This window comes from Caulobacter sp. S45, from assembly GCF_009765965.1.
Taxonomy (GTDB): Bacteria; Pseudomonadota; Alphaproteobacteria; order Caulobacterales; family Caulobacteraceae; genus CAHJWH01.
Genome location: NZ_LMUL01000008.1, coordinates 1 through 21,892 on the forward strand (window position 1 = coordinate 1; position 21,892 = coordinate 21,892).

Consider the following 21,892-nt stretch of genomic DNA (forward strand, 5'->3'; position numbering starts at 1 on the left):
GCTTCTACCAGCGCGGCCATGGCCTTGTTCACCGTCATCCGGGCGCAGCCATACTCGGCCATCAGCTCGGTCTCGAACGGGACCCGGTAGCCTGGCGGCCATTGTCCGCAGCGCTGACGGACATCGCGTTGTGCTCTTCGATCATGGTTCGCGCTCCTAATTTGGATTGGATTGACTGCTTGAATCCGTGACCACTCGGATTATTCGGATGGGTCGCCGATATGCTCGCGGAACCAGCCGGTCGCCGCGGCTTCCGCTGGAGCGAACTGGCCGAGATAAGGGTCGAAGCCGCCGATCACAGCGCGCTGATACGCGAGCACCTCGTGCACCAATGGGACGCCCGGAGCGAAGTCTTCGAGAGCTGCATCGCTGAAGCGCAGCGCTAGGCAACGGTCGACGATCGCGTGTCGGCGGCTTTGCTGGCTCGATTCATGTTCAACAGCTGGGAGGGCGCGCTTCTGCGCATGCGCGTCGAAAAGACCGGAGCCGCCCTCACCGAATTCAAGGACGTTGTTTTTGGAATGCTTCTTGCGCCACGGCGGACGTCATGAGCCGCCGGCCGATATCGACGGGTTAACTCACTATGGCAGGCTCAAACCGTCTGTTGCAAGCGGTTGGATTCCGGGAAATCGCCTATTGTGCAGCCTCCAGATTGCGAAGCGGCCAAGAAGGTGAGGGCTTTCATCACCTAAGCTTGTAAACACCCCCGTCCCTTCACATCCACATCCGATTTCACTGAACCCGGCCGTCCTGCGCCTGCGAAAGGACCTGTGCGGCGTTGGCGAGTTGAATCCAACTGGAACCTTCCGGAATCACGTATTCGTTCTCTCCCCAGAAGAACGGCCAGTCTTCATGGTTCTCGGGAAAATCCGGCTTGATGACCAGTACTCCCGGCACAACGCCACCGGCGATAAAGGTGAAATCAGCGCGGTTGTTGCCATAAGCGACCTCCTTGGAGACGGTCCCGACGTCCGACACGAATGAGATGTCGGAGCCCGGATGATCCCCCGTGAGATAGCCGACCGCACGGAACACGCCGTCGGGGCCTACGATTTCCGGATAGGCCTTGTGGAGGGCGTAGGCGTTCAAGCCATAGTTCATCACCGCGCCATCGCCGGCCCAGCCTCCCGTCGTGATCGGCACACCGAACGGGTTGGCGGAGGCGGCGGCTTGGGCCTTCACCTGGTAGGCCCGCACGGCGGGCGCGAGAGCTTCCCGGTAGCTCGCCGGCATGAACGGGATCGCCGCAACCGCCGTCTGCGCGTCTGCAGCGAAGGTCGGTTCAACCTTCGGCCAGAGCGCGGCGACGGCGTCTGCGTATTTTGGAAGGCGCGTGGTCTTCAACAGCTCCACCGCGGCGCCGAACTCTTCCGACGGGAGCGGACCGCCGGTCGTATTGCCGTGACTGAACACGTCAGGGGCATGGCCTTGTTCTTCGCGCCAGACCGTCTCGGCGATGCGGATGCACTTGGCGGCGAGCGCGTCGTCATAACCCTTCAGCGCCCGGCTCGCGGCGGCGAGCGCTGCGATCGAACCGTAGTTGAGACTGGAAGACTTGCTGGTAAAGGCCCAGCGGTCGTCCGGCGTTCCACTACGCCCTCCCCTCTCTTCTCCGGGCTTAAGACTCGGATCGTAGATCAGGCCATCCGTCTTGCTCGCGGCGTCGCCTAGATGCGTATATTCGCCCACGTCGGGCTCGACGATGCCATTGATGGCGTGCCCCACCGAGTCGAATTGAGCGACGAGCTGTATCACCCCATGGCGAATCTGCTCGACGATGTCGGGCACGCCATCGGGCACGTGGATTTCCACATGCCGCCGCAGCTCATCGACACTCACCGTGTCGCGTTTGAGTCCGAATTCCTCGAAGCTCGCCACCAACGAGCGGACCACGGCGTATTGGCTCTGGGTTCTGATGTCGTAGTCGCCCGCGTCGTACCAACCGCCGACGTTCAGACCCGGAATATGATCGCCGCCGGCGAACCTGTCGTCGGTGCTCGGTCCCTGGGCATACAGGTCGATATGCTCATGGTTGACCGGCGCCTGCCGCGCGTCGTCGCGATGCGAATCGCCATGCCACACCCGGTAGGCTTCGTTGACCAGCACGTGGTCCATAGCGACCGGGAAATAGACGTCATTGGTGGGGCGCCAGGCATCTGCGTAGATATCCTTGGCTATACGAAAGGTGGCGGTGCGAGTATCGCCGTATTGCAGGATATAGGTTCCGGACGCTTTGATTTCGCTGAAATCGAAACGGAAATAATTGTAGCGCAGATACCTTCCCCAAGACACCGCCGGACCGGCCTTGACCGTCTCAAGCGCACCGGAAGGTTCGACGCGCATCAACCTGACCGCAGCCGGGCGATGATCGTTCTTGTCGAGCTCGATGGTCGCCACCTTGGCTTCCCCCGGTGCGTAGCCGAGCTGCGAATGCCCGATCACCGGAGCCCTCAGCCAGCCCGGCGTGCTGTGGGCGTCGAGCGTCCACTCGATCACCTTGCCGGTGCGGCCCGCCGGCAGGAGGGAGCGAAGCACGAACCACCCGTTCTGCGCCTGATCGCGGCCGTCGTAGAGCGCGATCGATCCGGTCGTCGATGTCACCGTCACATGGCGCGAGGGGTCTTCAGGCGCGAGCACGAAACGGTTTCCATTCGCCATGGGCTGAGGCTCGGCGCCAGGTCCGTCGCTGCGACCGCTCGCGGGGTTTCGTTGGGCGGTGAGCGTTATGGCGTCGGCCGGGTAGATCGGGAAACCGCCGCTCACCCCATCGGCCATGTAGCTCTTATGAAAATAGGCGGCCGGCAGGAACTCGAGATTGAACCCCGCCTTGCCCACCAGGGCCGCCGGAACCGGCTGTGGAAGCTCCACGCTCAACACGACCGCGCTTCCCCGAGGTGTGGCGCGTATGATGTAGCGGAAACCGTAATCCGGATATTCGAGCGTAGCTTGGATGACGCCCGTACGGGTGTCCACCGTGCGGCTGACCAGACGGCCAATGGGGTCCCACTGACCCGGCGTCGCTGAAAGGCGCACGTCGCCATTGGTGGCCGTGCGCTCGCCCTGCTGGATGAGCTCGACACCGCTGATCTTGGCGTCGGCGAACAGGCCGTCGTACCAGTTGCTGAACACCAGGACGTTGACGCCCGGAGCTTCATAATATCCAGCGGCGCCGAGCTTTAGACCATCCGCCTGCGCGGACGCAGGCCCCGCCACGACGGATAGGCCCAGCATCAGTCCGCACAACGCTCGACTTGAACCCTTGCGCATCTGGATATCCGCTTCCCCGACCGGCGATGCCGGATATTTTTCATTTTTGAGAAAAATTCTCAGGTTATTGAATACAACCCCACGTTCCACGGCAAGCCTTGTCGGCGAATGATTGTTTGCGGTAACATAAAATTGCGTCTGCAACTGCCGAGGGACACGGCAGACTTGATTTTTATCGACAGCGCCAAAACTTGCGATCCGTTGGGAACGGCGCAGGCATATCGGGCCAGACGACAGAAACCCACCGGGTAGATACAACCAAAGGACCCTCAACCATGACCGTCACGCGACGAGCGGCCCTTTCAGGCGCGGCCGCGGCAATCGCCTCGACGCCTGCCTGGGTCCGCGCAGCGGCCCGCCCGGTCTCGGGTCCAATGGAGGTGGTGCGCCTGGACCCTCGATTGGACGCCCTCATCGCCCCGGACGAGCCCGTTGTGCGGGTGGCCACCGGCTTCACCTTCACCGAGGGCCCCATGTGGCGGCAAGGGCGGCTCTGGTTCTCCGACCTCGGGGGCGACAACATGATGGCGGTCGCCCCCGACGGGACGGCGAAGATCCTGCTGACCCAGGCCGGTGGCTTTCCCAGGCCCTGGCCCATCGTGAACCTCGGCTCCAACGCGATGGTCCCGGACAAGGACGGAACGGTGCTGATGGCGCGCCAAGGCGGCCGGACGATCGTGCGTGTGGACGCCGCGCTGCGTGTCCATGACTTCCTGTCAGCCTATCAGGGCAAGCGGTTCAACAGCCCAAACGATCTGGTGTTCGCCCCAGACGGCGCGCTGTGGTTCACCGACCCGCCATTCGGTCTGCCGAAAATGGACCGGGACCCGGCCAAGGAACTGCCGTTCAACGCCGTTTTCCGCTATCGAGATGGCAAGCTCACTCCCATCATCACCGATTTCACACTTCCGAACGGGATCGGCTTTTCCCCCGATGGGCGGACCCTCTACGTCTCCAATTACGGCGAGGAGATGTACGTCAAGGCGTTCGAGGTCAGGCCGGACGGCAAGCTCTCCGGCGCGCGCACCCTGATCGCCTACCCCGCTTCCACCGACAAAGGTGGTCCGGACGGCCTAAAGATCGACGCGCTCGGAAACCTCTGGTCCACCGGACCGGGCGGCATCCGCATCATAACGCCCCAAGGCAACGTGCTCGGCCAGATCAAGTTGCCGGAAGTCGCCGCCAACCTCGCCTTCGCCGACGACTGGCGCACCCTCTATATTACCGCATCCACCAGCATCTATCGGCTCAAGACCAGGGTCCGGGGCGAGAAACCGCTGTACGCCTGACACCGCCCACGCCCCGTCAGGCGCCGCGCAGCATCTGCATCACCCGGGCTCGGATACGGCCATAGTTGTTGGGCTTGAGCCGTCCAAGCATGCCGTGCTGGTCCTCCGGGAGATGGGCCAACGGATGACCGTTGCTGCGGAACACATAGTGGTCGAAGAAAGCCTTCCAGGCGCTCCGCTCCTCCACCGGGCGTTCACTGATTGCGATCATCGCCAGCAGCAGAGTGGCGTAAGGCGCATCTGGGCCCGAACTGGAAGCGTCCCACCAGAAGTTCACCAGTCCGTTGAACGGTTCCGTCGCCTCCACCTGGTGCCACCAGAGCTTCGGCAAATAGAGGGCGTCCCCAGGACCGAGCTCCACCACCAACGCCCGTTCCCTCGCCGCCTCGAAAAGCGGGAAGCGGGGGTCGCCGGGCGGCGCGGAAGCCGCCAGGCTCACGGGCTGGCCCGCCATGGTGTGGTCGATCGGCCCCACGTAGAGACTGGCGATCAAGGCTGGCGGGAACAGGGTGAACCGACGCGCGCCCGCCACGACACATGCGAGATTGTCCAGGGTGTCATAGTGACAGGACACGTTCGATCGCGTGCCCAGCCAGATGCGCGGCTGGACCCGCCGCCCAAGCCACTCCATCGGGTTCTCCGCCGCGAAGCCAGGAATACAGGCCTCGGTAGGAACGGAACCGATATAGACGGTCGACGCCGCAGCCTCGCTGCTGGCGTCCAGCACACTGGCGAGCGCATCGGCGAACGGCATCCGCCTGCGCTCGAAATTAAACCCGTCGGGGCGCGCGCCATAGAAGTAATGTCCGCCGATCTCGGGACCGCCAAAGAAGGCCTCCACCTCCAGATTGGTCTGGAACCTCGACAAATAAGCCCCGAACGCCTCCGACGATCGGCGAGCCGCCGCCACCGCCGGCCATTCTCCGACGACGTCGCGCAGAACGACAGGCTGGCACGGCTCCACGATATCGCGGCTGAAATCTTCCAACGCCGCGATATCCGACCGGCCAATCTCCCTGACCGTCCCGGTCATCGCAACCCCCTCAGATCGAAACGGGCGAACCGGCTGAATTGAAGCCAAGCAGCCGGTCATTCTTTCGCTTCGCCAAGTTGGAAATCTGCTTAACGGACATGATCATAAGATGGATGAGATACATGTAGCCGTTTCTGAACAACTGCACGACGGTCTCGTCGGCGAGCCTGTGCAAGGCGTTCTGGTCGATGGTGTACAGGCCCTGCAATTCACGCTCAGTGCCGTCGTCGAAAGCTAGATCGACCTCGAGAGGCGCAACGAGCTTCAGTTCCACCAGCGTAGCGATAAAGGTCTGCGTCATCTCAAGCCCCGGGCGCAGCTCGAGAAATACACCTCTGACGCTTTTGAGAAAATCACTGGGGCGTCCCTGCTCATCGAACAAGAACCGCCCTTCTTCGCCGCCCACCCTGGGGCTGTCCAGGTCGATGGCGAGCTCCGCACCGGCTATGTAGAAGGGCGCGCGTTGTAAATTTAGCGGGCGGTAGCCGTCATGCCCTCCCCCGTCCTTCAGGAAAAGATTCTCCCTATCGTCGAAGCCAAGCATCGCGCCGCAGAAGAATTTTCCCGTATTCGAATCTTTCGAGATGAGAACTGGATACTGAATGGATAGAAGTGGAAATTCCCGAGCCACAACCTGCACAAAGCGTTGATCATCTCCAAGCTCAGCAGACGCACGAGCATCGACTGTGAGACTCGAGTGCTCCAGACCATTCAAGAGGACAATATTCGGCATAACGTCACCAATTTTTGCGAAAAGATAAAACGCTGCGCTGAACGTGCGCCTTTACGGCGTCTGGAACGACAAGAGCGCCAACAACGAATGACAGCCGAGCCGAAAGCCTTCGGCCCCGACGCCTTGGATACGGACGATGAAATGAGGCCAATCAAGCACCCGATTTCCCACATATGTCAAACCGGAAACTTAATTGAGACAATCGAGAAAAACACGGCGCAACGCTCTTGCCAGGTTTCCCGTATAGCGCTAGCTTTTCATTACAACCAGGCCAATGATGCAATCCAAAATGGGAGCGCTATCATAGCGAGCCTGGCCAATAAAGAAGAGCCCGGTAGCCGAATAAAACGGCAGCCGGACCAATAGGGGGATACGCCTGCAATAGGTCCGACGATGTCGGCCCTAGCGGATGCTGTTCGGCGTCCGAGGGCAGTCGTGTGCCTCTGCCGATCGTGTGGGAGGACACTGATGAAGGCTTCATATAACCGGCGCTATACACGCGTTGTTGCGGGGCAGATGCTCCGGGGCTCCCTGCTAGTCGGCGTCTCGACGCTGGTTTTGGCCACACTTTCCGCACCCGCGGCCGCCCAGACGAGTACGCCCGTCCTTGCAACCGCCACCCAAACAGGCGCTCCACCCAACGACAACGAGGCCGCTCCCAAAGACAGCAGCACTCCTCCCACGGCGGCCAACTCCGTCAGCGAAGTCGTGGTCACCGGCCTCCGTGGATCGCTGCAAAAAAACCTCGACATCAAGCGCAATTCCACCGGGATCGTCGATGCGATCTCGGCGGAAGACATCGGTAAGTTCCCGGACTCCAACCTCGCCGCCGCCATTCAACGCATCCCCGGCGTCTCCATCAGCCGCGGCGCCACCAGTCTCGGCGGCGTCCCGACCTCCACGGGCGACGCGACGGAGATCACCGTACGCGGCTTTGGCCCAAGCTTTAACGAGACGCTCTACGACGATCGTCAAATCTCCACCGGCACCAGCAACCGAGGGTTCGACTTCAGTGCGGTCGGCGCCGATTTCGTCGGCGAAGTCGATGTGTTGAAGACGCCAGACGCGAGCCTCTCGTCGGGGGCGATCGGCGCCACCATCAACATCAAGTATCCGAAGCCGTTTGATCACCCCGGGCCGCGCCTCGTCGGCTCCGTTTCGAGCACATATTCGCCCGAGGACGGCCACGTCACTCCCAACGGCGGCGTGCTGATGAGCGACACCTTCTTCGATGACAAATTCGGCATCCTGGCGGACTTCGCCTATTCCGACCACAAGACCCGCAGCAACCACGTCAACGTCCAAGGCTGGGAGGGAACCCAGATTTCTCCCTCGCAGCTCGCCGGGGCGCCGGCCGGCGCCTCGACGGCGGCGGGCATCAACGCGTGGTATCCTCAAGATTACGGCATCTATCAGGAGTTCACCAATACGAGCCGCGAAGACGGTCGCATCGTCATGCAATGGCGCCCGCTCAACAACATCCTCGTTACTGTGAACGACGACTATTCTCGCGAGCGAGTCACTGCCGACCAGAACGGCTACAGCGCCTGGTTCAACGCCGGACAGCTCACCAACGTCAAGCAAGACGGCAACGGCACCATCGTCAACTTCAATCAACCGAACACCTCCACGGATTTTCAATCCCAGATCAACCGTGAAGTGCTTCAGAACAACGAGTACGGCCTGAACGCCAAGTGGGATGCGACGAGCAACCTCACCTTCGTCTTCGACGTCGACCGTGCGGAGTCGTGGTTGAATCCCGACGGCCAGTTCAGCGAACTCGACGCCGACGTCGGCTATGGTTCATGCGCGACGGTGTGCACCAATCTCAACAATCCCGGCATCTCACTGAATGGGGGCCTGCCCTTCCCCACCGTTGTGGGACCGAATGGAAACGCCTCCCAGTTCATCGGATCGGGTGTGGTCGGCTCCCACGTTCTGCCCATCACCTCTCAGCAAAACGACGATGTCGTCAACCAGGCCAAGATTCAGGGAACCTGGACCGACGACACCCTACAGATCCGCTTCGGCGCCCAGTATGTTTCAGATCACGATCACCTTCGCCTTTACGACGATTTCACCAATAACGAGTGGCAGGCGTATTCGGGATATGGGCCGGCTTCGAACTCGCCGACCGGGGTCGCCCTGCCTCAAAGTCTCTTCACCAACTCGTTCAGCACCAGCGGCTTCATTCCCGGATATTCCGGTTCTGCAAACCTTCCGGCGAGAATCCCGAAATTCAACGCCTACCAGGTCCTTCAATATCTTCAAAGCCTCGGCAATCCTCAGCAAAAGAACATTCCGGGGTTCAACTACGCCTCTGTCCCAGCCTATAGCGGCATGTATCAGACCGAACTAAATCCAAGCGGTTTCCAGAATATCTCAGAGGATACTTGGGCGGGGTTCCTGACATTCTCTGAAAAGATGCATGTCGCCACCATGCCCTTGCTGGTGAATTTTGGTCTTCGCGAGGAAATCACCCGAGTCACTTCGGCCGGCCTGGGCCAGGAGCCAAACTCACTGACCGTCCAGCCCGGCGACCACACGGCCTTCCTGGTTGGATTTGGGCCAACCGCACCGGTCAAGACCAGCACGACCTACTCCTATTTCCTGCCGAACCTGGACATGAACCTGTCGCTTACCGACAAGCTGAAGCTCAGGTTCGACGCCTCACGGACGCTTACCCGGCCACCGCTGGCCGACCTGACCCCCGTGACCAACGTCGCCACCTCCGAGCGGGTGGGATCTCTGGTCGCCACGGGCGGCAATCCGACCCTGCAGCCCTATCTGTCCGACAACTTCGACCTCGGCGTCGAATGGTACTACGCCCGGAATTCGTACATCTCGCTGGACGGGTTCTTAAAGCATGTGACCAACTTCATTGTCGCCGGCACCACCAAGCAGACCATCAATGGGGTGATCGATCCAACCACCAATGCGGCGGCCCAGTTCAGCGTCACCACGAACGTCAACGGTCCGGCGGCCACCGTACATGGGCTGGAGATCGCGGCGCAGCACGTGTTCGGCTCCACCGGCTTTGGGGTCCAGGCCAACGGGACGGTGGTAGGCTCGGACAAGCCCTACAACCCGAACGATCTCTCCGTATCGGGGTTTGCAGTCACGGGCTTGGCGGATTCGGCCAACCTTGTCGCCTTCTATGATCTGCATGGCTTCCAGGCCCGCGTCGCCGTCAACTGGCGCGACGGCTATCTCGACCATTTCGGCCAACAGCAGAATAATTCCCTGTTCGGAACCGAGCCTACTTTCGTAAACTCCAACACGACCGTCGACTTCAGCACGAGCTACGACATAACTTCAAATCTGAGCATCTACGCCGAAGCGCTGAACCTCAGCGACTCCGGATACAGTACTCATGGCCGCTATTCCAATCAGCTCCTGGATGTGGTCTCCTACGGCCGCAAATTCACCGTGGGCGCACATATCAGGCTCTAACCCCTCCCCGGGGTTTTGGGGAGCCGCCGGCCAGCGCTGGCCGGCGGCTCCCAATTTTTCCCACTCCCAATGCGGTATTATGAGTTCCCGCGTCAGGCGCCCACCAGATGACCAAGCCCATACAGAATATCGTCGTGGTCGGAGGCGGCACGGCGGGCTGGCTCGCCGCCGGCATTATCGCCGCCCGGCATCAGGCGCGCATGACGGCCGGGTTCACCGTAACCTTGGTGGAATCTCCCAACGTCCCCATCATCGGCGTTGGCGAAGGTACATGGCCGACCCTGCGCTCGACTTTACAGAAGATGGGCGTGGCGGAGAGCGATTTCTTCCGACAATGCGACGCCACCTTCAAACAAGGTGCGCGCTTCGTCCGCTGGACCACCGGCGAAGACAGCGACGGTTATTATCATCCCTTGATGCCCCCGCAGGGGTTCAGTCAGGTGAACCTTGCGCCCCATTGGCTAGACGACGAGGATACGCGCAGTTTCTGCGACACGGTATGCCCCCAGGGCGAGTTGTGCGACCTGGGCTTGGCTCCGAAAACGATCACTACGCCCGAGTATCAGGGAGTGGCCAACTATGCCTACCATCTGGACGCAGGTAAGTTCGCCGCCTTCCTGCAAAAGCATTGCACCGAGAAACTCGGCGTGCGCCACATCCTGGCGGACGTGCGCTCGGTGGAGCTGGCCCCCGACGGCGACATAACCAGCGTGGTCTCCGATCAAGCTGGCGGGATCAAGGGCGACCTCTTTGTCGATTGCACCGGCTTTTCCTCCATTCTGCTCGGCAAGGCGCTCGGCGTTCCTTTCAAGGACTGCAGCGACGTGCTGTTCTGCGATACGGCGCTGGCGATCCAGGTCCCTTACGATGAGCCACAGGCGCCCATCGCTTCCCACACGATTTCCACGGCCCAGTCCGCAGGCTGGATCTGGGACATAGGGGTGCAGAGCCGACGTGGGGTCGGCCATGTCTTCTCGAGTCGGCACATCAGCGACGAGGCGGCGGAACAGGAACTGCGCGCCTATCTGGGCGGCACCGGCCGGGATTTGCCCGTGCGCAAGATCAAGATCCGCTCCGGCCACCGCGAGACGTTCTGGAAGAACAACTGCGTCGCCGTAGGATTGGCGGCCGGTTTCCTCGAACCCCTGGAGGCGTCCGCCATCGTCTTGATCGAGATGTCGGCCAAGCTGATCGCCGAACAGATGCCTGCCTGCCGCGAGGTGATGGACATCATCGCCGCGCGCTTCAACGCGGTGACGAGCTATCGCTGGGGCCGGATCATCGACTTCCTGAAGCTGCACTATGTGCTGTCGAAGCGAACCGACAGCGCGTTCTGGATCGACAATCGCGATCCGGCCAGCGTGCCTGAACGGTTGCAGACGCTGCTCCGCCTATGGAAGCATCAGTCTCCCTGGTTCTTCGACGAGTTCGACCGGCTTGAGGAAGTATTTCCGGCGGCGAGCTACCAGTATGTCCTCTATGGCATGGGCTTCCGCACCGAGATCAACCTTTTAGACAATGTAAGCACACGGGCCTCGGCAAGCAGGATGCTTGAGCAAAACCAGGCCATGGCCCGCAGATTGCGCGCCGACCTGCCGAAGAACCGCGACCTTATCCGCAAAATCATCGATCACGGCCTGCAGACGATCTGACTCGCCCCCGCAAAGCGGGGCGCATCGGCTAAGACAAAGGTTCTGGCCTATTGGCTAGACGGCGGGGTCGATCCTTTCCCACAGAAGTCGTTCGGCGGCGTGGCGATCATCCACTGGGCTGCATTCGACGTCGATGACCATCGTGGAGCGGCGCTCGCGGTCGTAAGGATTCCAAGCCGGACAGCCCGGCGCAGCCGGGCGGCCGGTATAGGCGAAGCTGGTCCAGAAGGCGCTCATCGTGCTGGCCACGCCGTTCCGGTCGGAACGGCTACCCGCCAAGGTGTCCGTCGAGGCTGCATTGTCGAACACCAGGGGAATGTCGATAGCGTGCATGGCGCCCAGCTCGCGATCGACGCCCGGCGGCTTGCGGTTCGAGCGGTAGGCCAGATTATAGTAGTAGACGGGCGCAGCGCCCTGAGCCGCCTTGCGTTCGGCGATCAGCAACGAGCCTTCGCCCATGGCCCTGGCGCTCTGCGCCGCCAGATAGATATCGGTCGGCGTCGCGGTGGGACGGTCGCTGCGATAGGCGGCGATCACCTCGTCGGCGTGGGCGCCGAGGTCGCGTGCAAGCCGCGCCCGCAAACCGGCCTCGTCCAACGAGAAGACGGCGAAGTCCTTGGATTCCAAGGCGAAAAAAGCCGCCTCGCTATCGTTCCAACCGACGATTAGTGGCTTGTCGCGAGCGGCTGCGGGCGCGGCCGGGTCGAAGGGATGGGTCGGCAATAAGTCCGGCTGCAGGATCGGGCCATAGGCGCCTGGACGGAAATCGGCGATGCCACGCCAGCCGCCGGGCGCGCCACCCGCCGTCCGCTTCGAGAGCGCGGCCTGCACGTCCAGGATGGCCGGCCCCGGCACATCGAGCAGCCTGCGCCATTCGCCGGGGGCAATCCCCAGTTCATCCAGCACCATGCGTGTGGTTCGGGCGGCCGTTTCCGGCGTCCCCACCCGCACCGCCGGTCCGCTCTGCACCGCCGCCTTGGAGAACATGGGCGCCGCCGACGGCATTGCGTAGAGGCAGGATGTCTTGGCGCCTCCTCCGGATTCTCCAAAAATCATGATGTTGTCGGGATCGCCCCCGAAGGCGGCGATGTTCCTACGCGTCCACTTCAGGCCCAACACGATATCCGACAGGCCCTGGTTGCCCGAGCCCGCATAGGCGGCGCCACCCAGTTCTTCCAGGTACAGATAGCCCAGTAATCCCAGACGATGGTTGGTCGACACCACCACCACGCCGTATTCCCGCGCCAGGTTGGCCCCATCCTGGGTGACGCTTCCGCCGGAGCCGGTGGTGAAACCGCCTCCATGCGAATAGAACATCACGGGTCTTCTTTCCGCTCGATCCGCTGGCGCCCAGATGTTCAGCACCAGGCAGTCCTCGCCGGGCGCCGGTTCGTTCAGGCCATAGACGGTGTTCGAGTGCTGTAGGGAGGGCGTGCCGAGACTGAGCGCATCCCGCACGCCGGCCCAGGCCGGCGCGGGTCGTGCGGGCCTGAACCGTCCGGCGCCGGACACCGTGTCGCCGTAGGGTACGCCTTTGAAGACATCGACACCCCCGCCCCGCTGGCCCCGAAGCCGGCCCGAGGCGGTTTCCACCATCACCTGTTCGGAACCGGTCTGAGCCCGCAACACGGCGGGCGCAGCCAAGGCGGCCGCAGCGCCGGTCAGGACGCATCGTCGGTCTGGCGCCGCGCGCTTCGATATCCAGTCCATCCCATCCTCCCGCCGCCGTTCGAGAAGCGGTCTATCGTGATCGACATCGCCAGGACGCTCTGTTCAAAACGGAGCGACTAAGAACCATACAGGCAAAGCATCATGCCGATGTTAGCGCGATCATGGCTTTTCGTTCGAAAAGAACAACCCCATCAATGCAGGTCGCACCGTAATTCCCTCTGACATTCGGCACAGTCAGCGGCCTCGGCCGTCGGCCCTCGCCTAACCGGCGTCCGATGCGTGCGATCGCGGCCCACGCACCCCTCACACACTCCTGATTTTCCTCGCGACATTTCAAAAAAATCGCGTACTGGTAGCGTTAGCAAAAATGACGCCCACCGCGCTCAAATCGTCACCTTGAGCGTCCGTGGGACGTGCCTGAGCCGCGCCAAGCGGCCGGGTCCTTCTAGGGGGAATGAAACGTGAGCCCGCCAGAAATCCGACCGACTTTCCCGCGCCCGCTCGTCAAGCGATGGTGCATGATGGCCATAGGCCTGGCGACGCTGGCTGCATGGAGCCCGGCTTCCGCAGCAACTCCGGCACGCCCACCGATCGCCTCGGTTTCGCACCTGGCGGTCTACGCCGCGGACCTTGCCAAGAGCGAGGTGTTCTATGTTCGGGAATTGGGCGCGACACGATTGCCGGATCCCGAGAACCCGAAAGGGGTGCGGTATTACTTCAACCCGCAGCAATTCGTGGAAGTCCTGCCGCTCCCCGCGGGGGCAAACTCGATCGACCGCTTGGATCATGCGGCCTTCAGCACCCCAGACGCCGAGGCTATGCGCACCTATCTGGCGTCAAAGGGCGTCGCCGTGCCGTCCCGAGTCAAGACCGGTTCGGATGGCAGCCGCTGGTTCGACGTGAGCGACCCGGAGGGGATTACGATCCAATTCCTACAGCCGCCGCCCCATGCGCCATCAATTCCACCCAACAGCCTGTCCAACCACCTCATCCACTTCGGCTTCATCGTTCATGACCGCGCGCGTGAGGACACGTTTTACCTCAAGATACTTGGCTTCCGCCCCTACTGGGCCGGGGGCATGAAGGATGACAAGCCGACCTGGATTTCATTGCAGGTTCCCGATGGACGGGACTGGATGGAGTACATGATCGTCGGCACGCCCCAGGGTAGGGGCATACCGGCGGACATGAAGCAGGAGACGCTCGGCGTCCTCAATCACTTCGCCCTTGGCATACCGAACGCGGAGGCCGCCTACACCCTGATCTGGAATAAGGGCGCCTTGCAGGAGCAGGATCAGTTGCCCAAGATTGGCCGCGACGCCAAGTGGCAGCTCAACCTGTTCGATCCGGACGGGACGCGGGCCGAACTGATGGAGTTCCACGCCATCGGCAAGCCCTGCTGCACCCCCTTCTCTGCGGCCGACCCGATCCGCTGACACCGCGCCCGGCTAGGCCGGGATCGAGAAGATCAAGACGCCATGGAGGAATCCAGCTTGGCAAAGCTCGTAGCCGCTTTTCTGATCTCCACCTGCGCCGTGTTTTCCTGCACCACCCTGGCCCAGGCAGCCGCCCCTGCACCGCAAGGCGCGTCGGGGGAGCAGGACATTCCCGGGACTTCGCCCGCCAATAGCCCGCCAGGCGCCCCGATCGCGCCGGACTGGGCCTATCCGGGCACCTCGTCGCGCATTCAGGTTGGGCCGCCTTCCGACTTTCACCGGGCGCCGCGCGTAAGCAACACCCGTATCGGCGTGTTCGATGGGCAGGCTGACGTAGGCGCGGCGCTGACGTCCGGCCACGCGACATATCAGGCTGGCAAATACACCATCACGTCGGCTGGCTATAATGTCTGGTACACGCGCGACGAGTTTCGGTACCTGTTCAAGAAGATGTCGGGCGATGTCTCGCTGGCTGCGGATATCGCCTATCCTAATCCCGCCGGTTACGGCGACCGCAAAGCGGTCCTGATCATCCGCCAGAGCCTCGACGACGACGCCAAAGAGGCGCTGGTCGCCCTGCACGGCGGCGGCATGATCCATCTGGCCCAACGCCCGGCCAAGGGGATACGCATCAGCGACATGGAATACCGCATCGGCAGCCGCGGCGGCCTGCCGGGCGGGGCCAGTCCGGACAGCTTGGTCACGCTCGACGCCAAACGCCTGGGCATCGAAAAAAACGGCGACAAAATCTCATTGTGGGTGAGCGAACAGGGGGAGCCGATGCACCAGTTCGGCGCGCCGATCACCCTGCACCTGGACGGGCCCTTCTATGTCGGCATCGGCTTCGTCTCGCACCTGCCAACAACCCTGGACACCGCCGAGCTATCGAACGTCGTCTTGGACAACGTCGCCGGCAAGGTTCGCTGAAACGCGATTCAGCCCGATGTTAGCGCTAGCGCAAGCCTGTGATACACAAACCCCACTCGCACCGGAGCACAGATCCCGGGCGGGGAACCCCTGACGGGAGGAAGAACGTCATGCCGGACCTCATGTCCCGACGCAGCCTGATCGAACTGGGCGTGGCCGGAGCGGCAACCATATTGCCCGGCCAAGCCAGTGCGCAAACCACACATCCGCGCGCCGCCGCCACAGGCGACGGGACCGCCTATCCTGACCGGGAGAAGATCGGCTTCGCCGTCGTGGGTCTGGGAAAGCTGGCGCTGGGGCAGATCATCCCGGGTTTCCACGACGCCCGCGGCGTCAGACTAGCCGCTCTGGTGAGCGGCCATCCGGAAAAAGCACGACAAGTCGCGACCAAGTATGGCGTGCCATCCGATGCGATCTACAGGTATGACGATTATGACCGTATCGCCAACGATCCGCGCATACAGGTCGTCTACATCGTTCTGCCCAACTCCATGCACGCCGAATACACGATACGCGCGCTGAAGGCCGGAAAGCACGTCCTCTGCGAAAAGCCGATGGCGACCAGCATCGCCGACTGCGAGAAGATGATCGCGGCGGCCAAGACGGCGGATCGCCGGCTGATGATCGCCTATCGCTGCCACTACGAGCCCGTGAGCCTGGAGGCCATGCGCCGGATCCGATCCGGCTCGCTCGGCCGCCCGCGCCTGGTCGTGACCGACATGGGGCGCCAGGCCGACCCGACGGAGCCTTCCGACGCCTGGCGGCTCGACATGGGCATGTCGGGAGGTGGCGCCCTGGCCGATATGGGCGTCTACGGCGTCAGCGCATCGCGCTACCTGCTGAACGAGGAGCCGACGGAGGTTCGCGCCTGGGCGCACACCGACCGGAGCGATCCGCGCTTCAAGAGCACAGAGGAATCCATCGCCTGGCAGTTCCGCTTTCCGTCCGGCGCAATCGCCAACGGATCGACCTCATTCTCCTACGCGGCGACGATGGCGTTTCGGGTGTTCTGCGATCAGGGCAAGATGATCGCCGATCCGGGCGCCCTCTACGGCGGTAATAGACTGGTCGTCGAAGACACAGCTCAAAAGGAATTCGCACCCCATCTGCCCAACACCGCCCAATTCACACGCGAAATGGATTGGATGGGGGATGTCGTGCGCGGAAAGGCGCCGATGGTCTCTCCCGGCGAGGAAGGGCTCCAGGACATGCGGCTGATGAAGGCGATTCTGGATTCGGTCGCGAAAGACGGCGCCACCGTTTCGACGGACTGGGGCTACCGGCGCGCCTTCGACCCCGCCGTCGTCGTCGAAATGCCCAGTACAGCCTGAACACCCGTCAGGGCGGCTCGGCCGGAAATCGTGCTTCAAAATCCCAAGCTCAAAAATGATAACGCAACTATTCGGGGAAGAACAATGGGTCTGAAGTCCTTGCAATGGCGCGCGCTCGCCACGGCGTCGGTCCTGGCGATATCGGTCGCCTGCCCGCACGCCCTGGCCCAGCCGGCCGCGAAGGCGCCGTATCTGGACCCATCCCTGCCAGTCGCCCAGCGGGTCGACGACCTGATCGCGCGGATGACGCCCGAGGAGAAGGCGACCCAGCTCACCAACCAGTCGCGGGCGATACCGCGCCTCGGCATACCGGCCTACAACTGGTGGAGCGAGGCCCTGCACGGCGTCGCGCGCAATGGCTACGCCACCGTCTTCCCGGAACCTGTCGGGCTGGCGGCGACCTTCGACCCGCCCGCCATCAAGGAGATGGGCGTCGCCATCGGCACAGAGGCGCGCGTCAAGGACAACCTTTTGGCGCGCACAGGCGTCGCGCCCCGCATTTTCCAGGGCCTGGATTTCTGGTCTCCCAACATCAACATCTTCCGCGATCCCCGCTGGGGACGCGGCCAGGAAACCTATGGCGAAGACCCGTTCCTGACCGGCAAGATGGGCTCGGCCTTTGTCGTCGGCATGCAGGGCGACGACCCGGACCATTACCGCGTGATCGCCACCGCCAAGCACTTCGCGGTCCACAGCGGCCCCGAACCGACGCGCCACGAGGTCGACGTCCAGGTCAGCAAGCACGACGAGGAGGATACCTACCTCCCCGCCTTCCGCGACCTAGTGGTGAACGCCAAGGTGGCGTCGGTGATGTGCGCCTATAACCGCATCGACGGCCAGCCGGCCTGCGCCAGCGACTTCCTGCTCGACCACACCCTGCACGACCGATGGGGCTTCACGGGCTACGTCGTGTCGGACTGCGATGCGGTGGCCGACATTCAGCGCGGTCATCACTATACCCAGACGCTGGCCCAGGCGGCGGCGGTCTCGCTCAAGCATCGCGTCGACAACGACTGCACCCAGTACAACAGCCCGCCGGGCGCGCCCGCGGACTACCTGCCCTATCTCGACGCCATGCATCAGGGGCTGGTGAGCCAGGCGGTGGTCGACGCCTCGCTGCGCCGGCTGTTCACCGCGCGCATGAAGCTCGGGATGTTCGATCCGCCCTCGGCGACGCCATATGCGCAATTACCCGACAGCGAGCTGAACTCGCCCGCCCATCGTGCGCTGGCCTTGAAGCTCGCCGATGAATCGATGGTTCTGCTCAAGAACGACGGCCTGTTGCCGATCAGGCCGTCTGTGAAGACCATCGTCGTCGTCGGGCCCCTGGCCGATCAGGTCGATGTGTTGCTCGGCAATTACAACGGCCAGCCAATCCAGCCCGTGACCGCGCTGGATGGCATCCGCGCGGCCTTCCCGAATGCGACCGTGATCTACGAACCGGGGACGAACTTCCTGCGCGGCGCCGCGGCCATTCCCACCACAGCACTCAGCACCGCCGACGGCCAATCAGGTCTCAAGGTCGAGTTCTGGAGCAACACCGGCTTCCAGGGCGCGCCTGTGCTGACGCGGATCGACCGGGTGGTCTCGTTCGACCGCGACATGACCCCGGTGCTCGACAGCGACACCATGTCGGCGCGCTGGACCGGTTTCGTCACCGCGCCGGAGAGTGGCGACTACAATATCGGTCTGGCTGGCGCGAACGCGAAGCTGTGGATCGACGGTGTGCTGCGCGTCCAGAACGACAACCGGCAGCGCGCGCCCCAGCTCGCTTCGATGCGTTTCGAGAAGGGCCGGCGCTACGCCATCCGCATCGAACAGGCGCCGAGCAAAGGACCGGTGATCAAGCTGGTCTGGACGCCGGTCGTGGCCGATCCGCTCGACCGGGCGGTGGCCGCCGCCCGCAAGGCCGACCTGATCGTCGCGGTCGCCGGCATAACCTCCGCGCTCGAGGGCGAGGAGATGACGGTCAACGTATCGGGCTTCAAGGGTGGCGACCGCACCAGCCTGGACATTCCCGCCGCGGAAGAAGAGGTAATGAAGGCCGTCAAGGCGACCGGCAAGCCGCTGGCCCTGGTCCTGATGAATGGCTCCGCCCTGTCGGTGAACTGGGCCGAGGCCAATGCCGACGCCATCCTGGAGGCCTGGTATCCGGGCGAACAGGGCGGCGCGGCCATCGGCGCGACCTTGGCCGGGACGAACAACCCCTCGGGCCGTCTGCCCGTCACCTTCTACACCTCGGCCGCCCAGCTTCCGGCGTTCGAAGACTATTCGATGAAGGGACGGACCTACCGTTACTTTACCGGCAAGCCGCTTTATCCGTTCGGATACGGACTGAGCTATACGCGGTTTGCCTACGGCAAGCTGACCCTGTCACATCCATCGATCAAGGCCGGGGAGATGCTGGGCGTCGACGCCGAGATCACCAATACCGGCGCGATCGCCGGAGACGAGATCGCACAGCTCTACCTCGCCTTTCCCGCCGTTCCCGGCGCGCCCCTGAGAGCGCTGCGCGCATTCAGCCGGCTGCATCTCGCGCCCGGCGAGACGCGGTCGGTCCACTTCGATCTGAACCCGCGCGATCTTTCGAGCGTCACCGAGGCCGGCGATCGGGTGGTGGCGTCAGGGACCTACGTCCTGACGGTCGGCGGAGGGCAGCCGGGCGGTCCTGCGCCTGTCGCGACCACAGGCTTCAAGATCGATGGGACGATCAAGCTCGACGAATGACCGCCGTATCGAGGCGCGGCGCGGACTATGTGACCGGGGCTTCCCGCCCACCCGTCATCATGGCCGGAAGGTCGTCGCCCTCCTCTTCCCTCAGCGCGCCGAGCGTCCCTTCGGCGCGCGCCCTGCGGCCATAGGCAAGCTCGAACAGCGGCGAGGCCATCAGCGTGGTCATGATCGCCATCAACACCAGCACAGAAAACAGCGGCGGCCCGATGATCCCCCGCTGCAGGCCGAGATTGATCAGGATCAGCTCCATCAAGCCACGGGAATTCATCAGCGCACCGATGGCCAGGGCGGTCGGGTTGTCCTGTCCGCTCAAGCGAGCCGCGGCCCAGCAGGCGCCGCCCTTGGCGATCACCGACACGGCCAACACGGCGCCCGCGATCAACAGCATCTCCACGGAACCCACCATCCCCAGCCGCGTGTTCAGGCCCGAGAAGGTGAAGAACATTGGAAGCAGGATGACGACGGTGAACGGCTCGAGCTGACGGCGAAGCTCCTTGCTCAGCAGGCCGCGAGGCATCGCCGTCCCCAGCAGGAAGCCGCCAAACACTGCGTGCAAGCCGATTGAGTCCATGGCCGAGGCGCACAGGAAGAACGCCCCAAGGACGACGGCCAGAATCGTCGGGCCAACCTTTCCCGCTCGCTCCGCCATGCGCCCGAGCGGCGCCAGGAGACGCGGCGCCAGCAGGATCATGAAGGTGGCGAACACCGCCGCCCCCACGATGGCCTTGACCGCAACCCAGGGGCCTCCGCCAAAGCTCGCCAGGACGATGGCGAAGACGATCCAGGCGCCCGCATCATCCACCGCCCCGGCGGTCAGGCACAGCGTGCCGATGGGCGTCTCGCTCAACCCGCGCTCGTGGATGATCCGAGCCAGCATCGGGAAGGCGGTGATCGAGATCGCGGCGCCGGTGAACAGGACCGCCTGCAAGGGACCCACGCCCTTGCCGAACAACCCATGACCAAGCAGCCAGGGTCCGACCAACAGCGCCGCCGCGAACGGAGCCGCCATGCCGCTGAGGGAGGTGACCACCGCGCTGCGCCCATGGCCGCGGAACCCATCCCGCCGCAAGCCCAGGCCGACGAGGAACATGTACAGGCCCACGCCGAACTGGGCGCCGACATACAGGATGTCCCTGGACGCCTTGGGAAAAAGCGCATCCTGAAAGCCCGGCGCCACAGCGCCGAACAGGGACGGCCCAAGCAGGACCCCGGCGATCATCTCGCCCACGACCTGCGGCTGACCGAGAAATCGCTTCCCCACCCAACCGACCACACGCGATACGGCGATGATGACAAGCATCTGCAGGAAAAAGCAGGCGCTGATTTGTTCAGGTTTCATTGAAGGCCGGATGTTTTTTTACCCGAAGGCAGCCTATCGGAGCTATGCCGGCGGCGCAAACGTGGCGATGAGAAAGATGCTGGATTTTCGAAGCAAATACGACGCTTCGACCGGCCCATACCTCCCGCGTTTCTGCGTGGATAAGCTTACCAATACGCCTCGCGGATAATTTCCCAAAATTGACTTGACGACATGCAAGATGCTTGCGCTACCGTACCCTGAAAAATGAAGCGGCCAAGATCGCTAAGTAAGGAAACACTCTCCCAGGGCGGTGCTGACAGTCCCTTGGCGGTTGCTCGCGTCTGGACGAGATAGTGGTGGAGATCGGCGGCAAGCGCATGTGACTATGGCGCGGTCGACCACGAGGGCGAGGTGCTGGGCATGCTCGTTCAAAAGCAACGCAACACGGCGGTCGCCTAAGCCGGAATTTTACCGCCAGCCAGGGCGGCCTGCCCGCGCCGAAGGCGACTTAGGTTGTCAGCGCCGGATGAAGCTGGCGCCGGAGGCGAGAAACAGCGCCGTCGCCGCCCCCTCTTCCGGCTGGCCGAGCGGCCCAACAAGATCCCAGCTCGTAGCTGCTTGCGCCGGAATCACGCGCCCGGCCCGAAGCGGGCCACCAGATCGTAGGTCTCGCCGGAGAACTGGAGCCGCACCCGAGTGACGTTTTCTCCGTCCCTCCAAGTGCGTCGGTCAATCACCAAGCAGGCCGCCCGCTCCTCCAGATCCAAGAGGCGAGCGGTTTCGGGGTCGGCGTTGATGGCGCTGATGCGGCTTTCTGCTTCGGTCCAAGCGACGTGTTCGAGCAGCCAGGCGCCAGGAGGGGCCTCAGCAAAGTCGGCATCGAGAATGCCGGGCGCCGCAGCCACGCTCACCAGGCGCCGCTCCAGGGCGAAGGGGCGGCCGCCGGCGTCGTGCACTCCCTCGACCTCCAGCAGCTGGCCTCCCGCCGCCAACTGGACCTCGTCGGGCTGTTTGGTGCGTGGCGCGCGTACGCGCCGCGAGACTAGGCGGAAGGCGTAGGTCTCGCC

Annotated in this window: 15 protein-coding genes; 7 read left to right on the top strand and 8 right to left on the bottom strand. The window is 63.2% G+C overall.

Going from position 1 to position 21,892, the window contains the following annotated elements:
* The 3 genes from GSQ87_RS04360 to GSQ87_RS04370 form a co-directional block, all read right to left on the bottom strand.
* A partial coding sequence (locus GSQ87_RS04360; RefSeq protein ID WP_158913618.1) for a GntR family transcriptional regulator occupies window positions 1–161 on the bottom strand: 161 nt, incomplete at its 3' end.
* 39 nt (window positions 162–200) lie between these two features.
* The gene (locus GSQ87_RS22930; protein WP_256375868.1) at window positions 201–329 is read right to left on the bottom strand and encodes a hypothetical protein; all 129 of its coding nucleotides are present in this window, start codon (window positions 327–329) and stop codon (window positions 201–203) included.
* A gap of 403 nt (window positions 330–732) precedes the next feature.
* Window positions 733–3,357, bottom strand: coding sequence for a glycoside hydrolase family 9 protein (locus GSQ87_RS04370; RefSeq protein ID WP_254062741.1), 2,625 nt, complete (start codon window positions 3,355–3,357; stop codon window positions 733–735).
* Window positions 3,358–3,542: 185 nt separating this feature from the next.
* Here GSQ87_RS04370 and GSQ87_RS04375 point away from each other — a divergent pair, with 185 nt between their 5' ends.
* Window positions 3,543–4,556 (top strand): SMP-30/gluconolactonase/LRE family protein, encoded by a 1,014-nt coding sequence (locus tag GSQ87_RS04375; protein WP_158913592.1) that lies wholly within the window; start codon window positions 3,543–3,545, stop codon window positions 4,554–4,556.
* Window positions 4,557–4,572: 16 nt separating this feature from the next.
* Here the strand turns inward: GSQ87_RS04375 and GSQ87_RS04380 are convergent, their stop codons facing one another.
* Entirely contained in the window at window positions 4,573–5,589 is a 1,017-nt protein-coding gene (locus GSQ87_RS04380; RefSeq protein ID WP_158913594.1) for a cupin-like domain-containing protein, read from the bottom strand.
* 10 nt (window positions 5,590–5,599) lie between these two features.
* Window positions 5,600–6,322, bottom strand: a complete 723-nt coding sequence (locus tag GSQ87_RS04385; RefSeq protein WP_216838994.1) for a SapC family protein — start codon at window positions 6,320–6,322, stop codon at window positions 5,600–5,602.
* A 468-nt stretch (window positions 6,323–6,790) separates the two neighbouring features.
* Here GSQ87_RS04385 and GSQ87_RS04395 point away from each other — a divergent pair, with 468 nt between their 5' ends.
* Window positions 6,791–9,775 (top strand): TonB-dependent receptor, encoded by a 2,985-nt coding sequence (locus GSQ87_RS04395; RefSeq protein WP_216838995.1) that lies wholly within the window; start codon window positions 6,791–6,793, stop codon window positions 9,773–9,775.
* Between the two features lie 134 nt (window positions 9,776–9,909).
* Window positions 9,910–11,427 (top strand): tryptophan halogenase family protein, encoded by a 1,518-nt coding sequence (locus tag GSQ87_RS04400; protein ID WP_254062742.1) that lies wholly within the window; start codon window positions 9,910–9,912, stop codon window positions 11,425–11,427.
* Between the two features lie 54 nt (window positions 11,428–11,481).
* Here GSQ87_RS04400 and GSQ87_RS04405 read toward each other — a convergent pair whose 3' ends face one another.
* Window positions 11,482–13,137, bottom strand: coding sequence for a carboxylesterase/lipase family protein (locus GSQ87_RS04405; protein ID WP_158913605.1), 1,656 nt, complete (start codon window positions 13,135–13,137; stop codon window positions 11,482–11,484).
* Between the two features lie 422 nt (window positions 13,138–13,559).
* Here GSQ87_RS04405 and GSQ87_RS04410 point away from each other — a divergent pair, with 422 nt between their 5' ends.
* From GSQ87_RS04410 to GSQ87_RS04425, 4 genes are all read left to right on the top strand, one after another.
* A complete protein-coding gene (locus GSQ87_RS04410) occupies window positions 13,560–14,534 on the top strand; it encodes a VOC family protein (protein WP_254062743.1) in 975 nt (324 codons plus the stop codon).
* 42 nt (window positions 14,535–14,576) lie between these two features.
* Entirely contained in the window at window positions 14,577–15,461 is an 885-nt protein-coding gene (locus GSQ87_RS22405) for a hypothetical protein (protein ID WP_216838997.1), read from the top strand.
* A 110-nt stretch (window positions 15,462–15,571) separates the two neighbouring features.
* Window positions 15,572–16,792: a Gfo/Idh/MocA family protein gene (locus tag GSQ87_RS04420; protein WP_158913608.1), complete on the top strand. Its 1,221-nt coding sequence runs from the start codon at window positions 15,572–15,574 to the stop codon at window positions 16,790–16,792.
* 84 nt (window positions 16,793–16,876) lie between these two features.
* Complete coding sequence (locus GSQ87_RS04425; protein ID WP_158913611.1) at window positions 16,877–19,519, top strand: glycoside hydrolase family 3 C-terminal domain-containing protein; 2,643 nt, start codon at window positions 16,877–16,879, stop codon at window positions 19,517–19,519.
* Between the two features lie 25 nt (window positions 19,520–19,544).
* On the opposite strand, the gene GSQ87_RS04430 is transcribed toward GSQ87_RS04425, so the two are convergent.
* Entirely contained in the window at window positions 19,545–20,864 is a 1,320-nt protein-coding gene (locus GSQ87_RS04430) for a cation:proton antiporter (protein WP_158913614.1), read from the bottom strand.
* A gap of 590 nt (window positions 20,865–21,454) precedes the next feature.
* On the bottom strand, window positions 21,455–21,892 hold a 438-nt coding region (locus GSQ87_RS04435), incomplete at its 5' end, for a UTRA domain-containing protein (protein ID WP_158913616.1).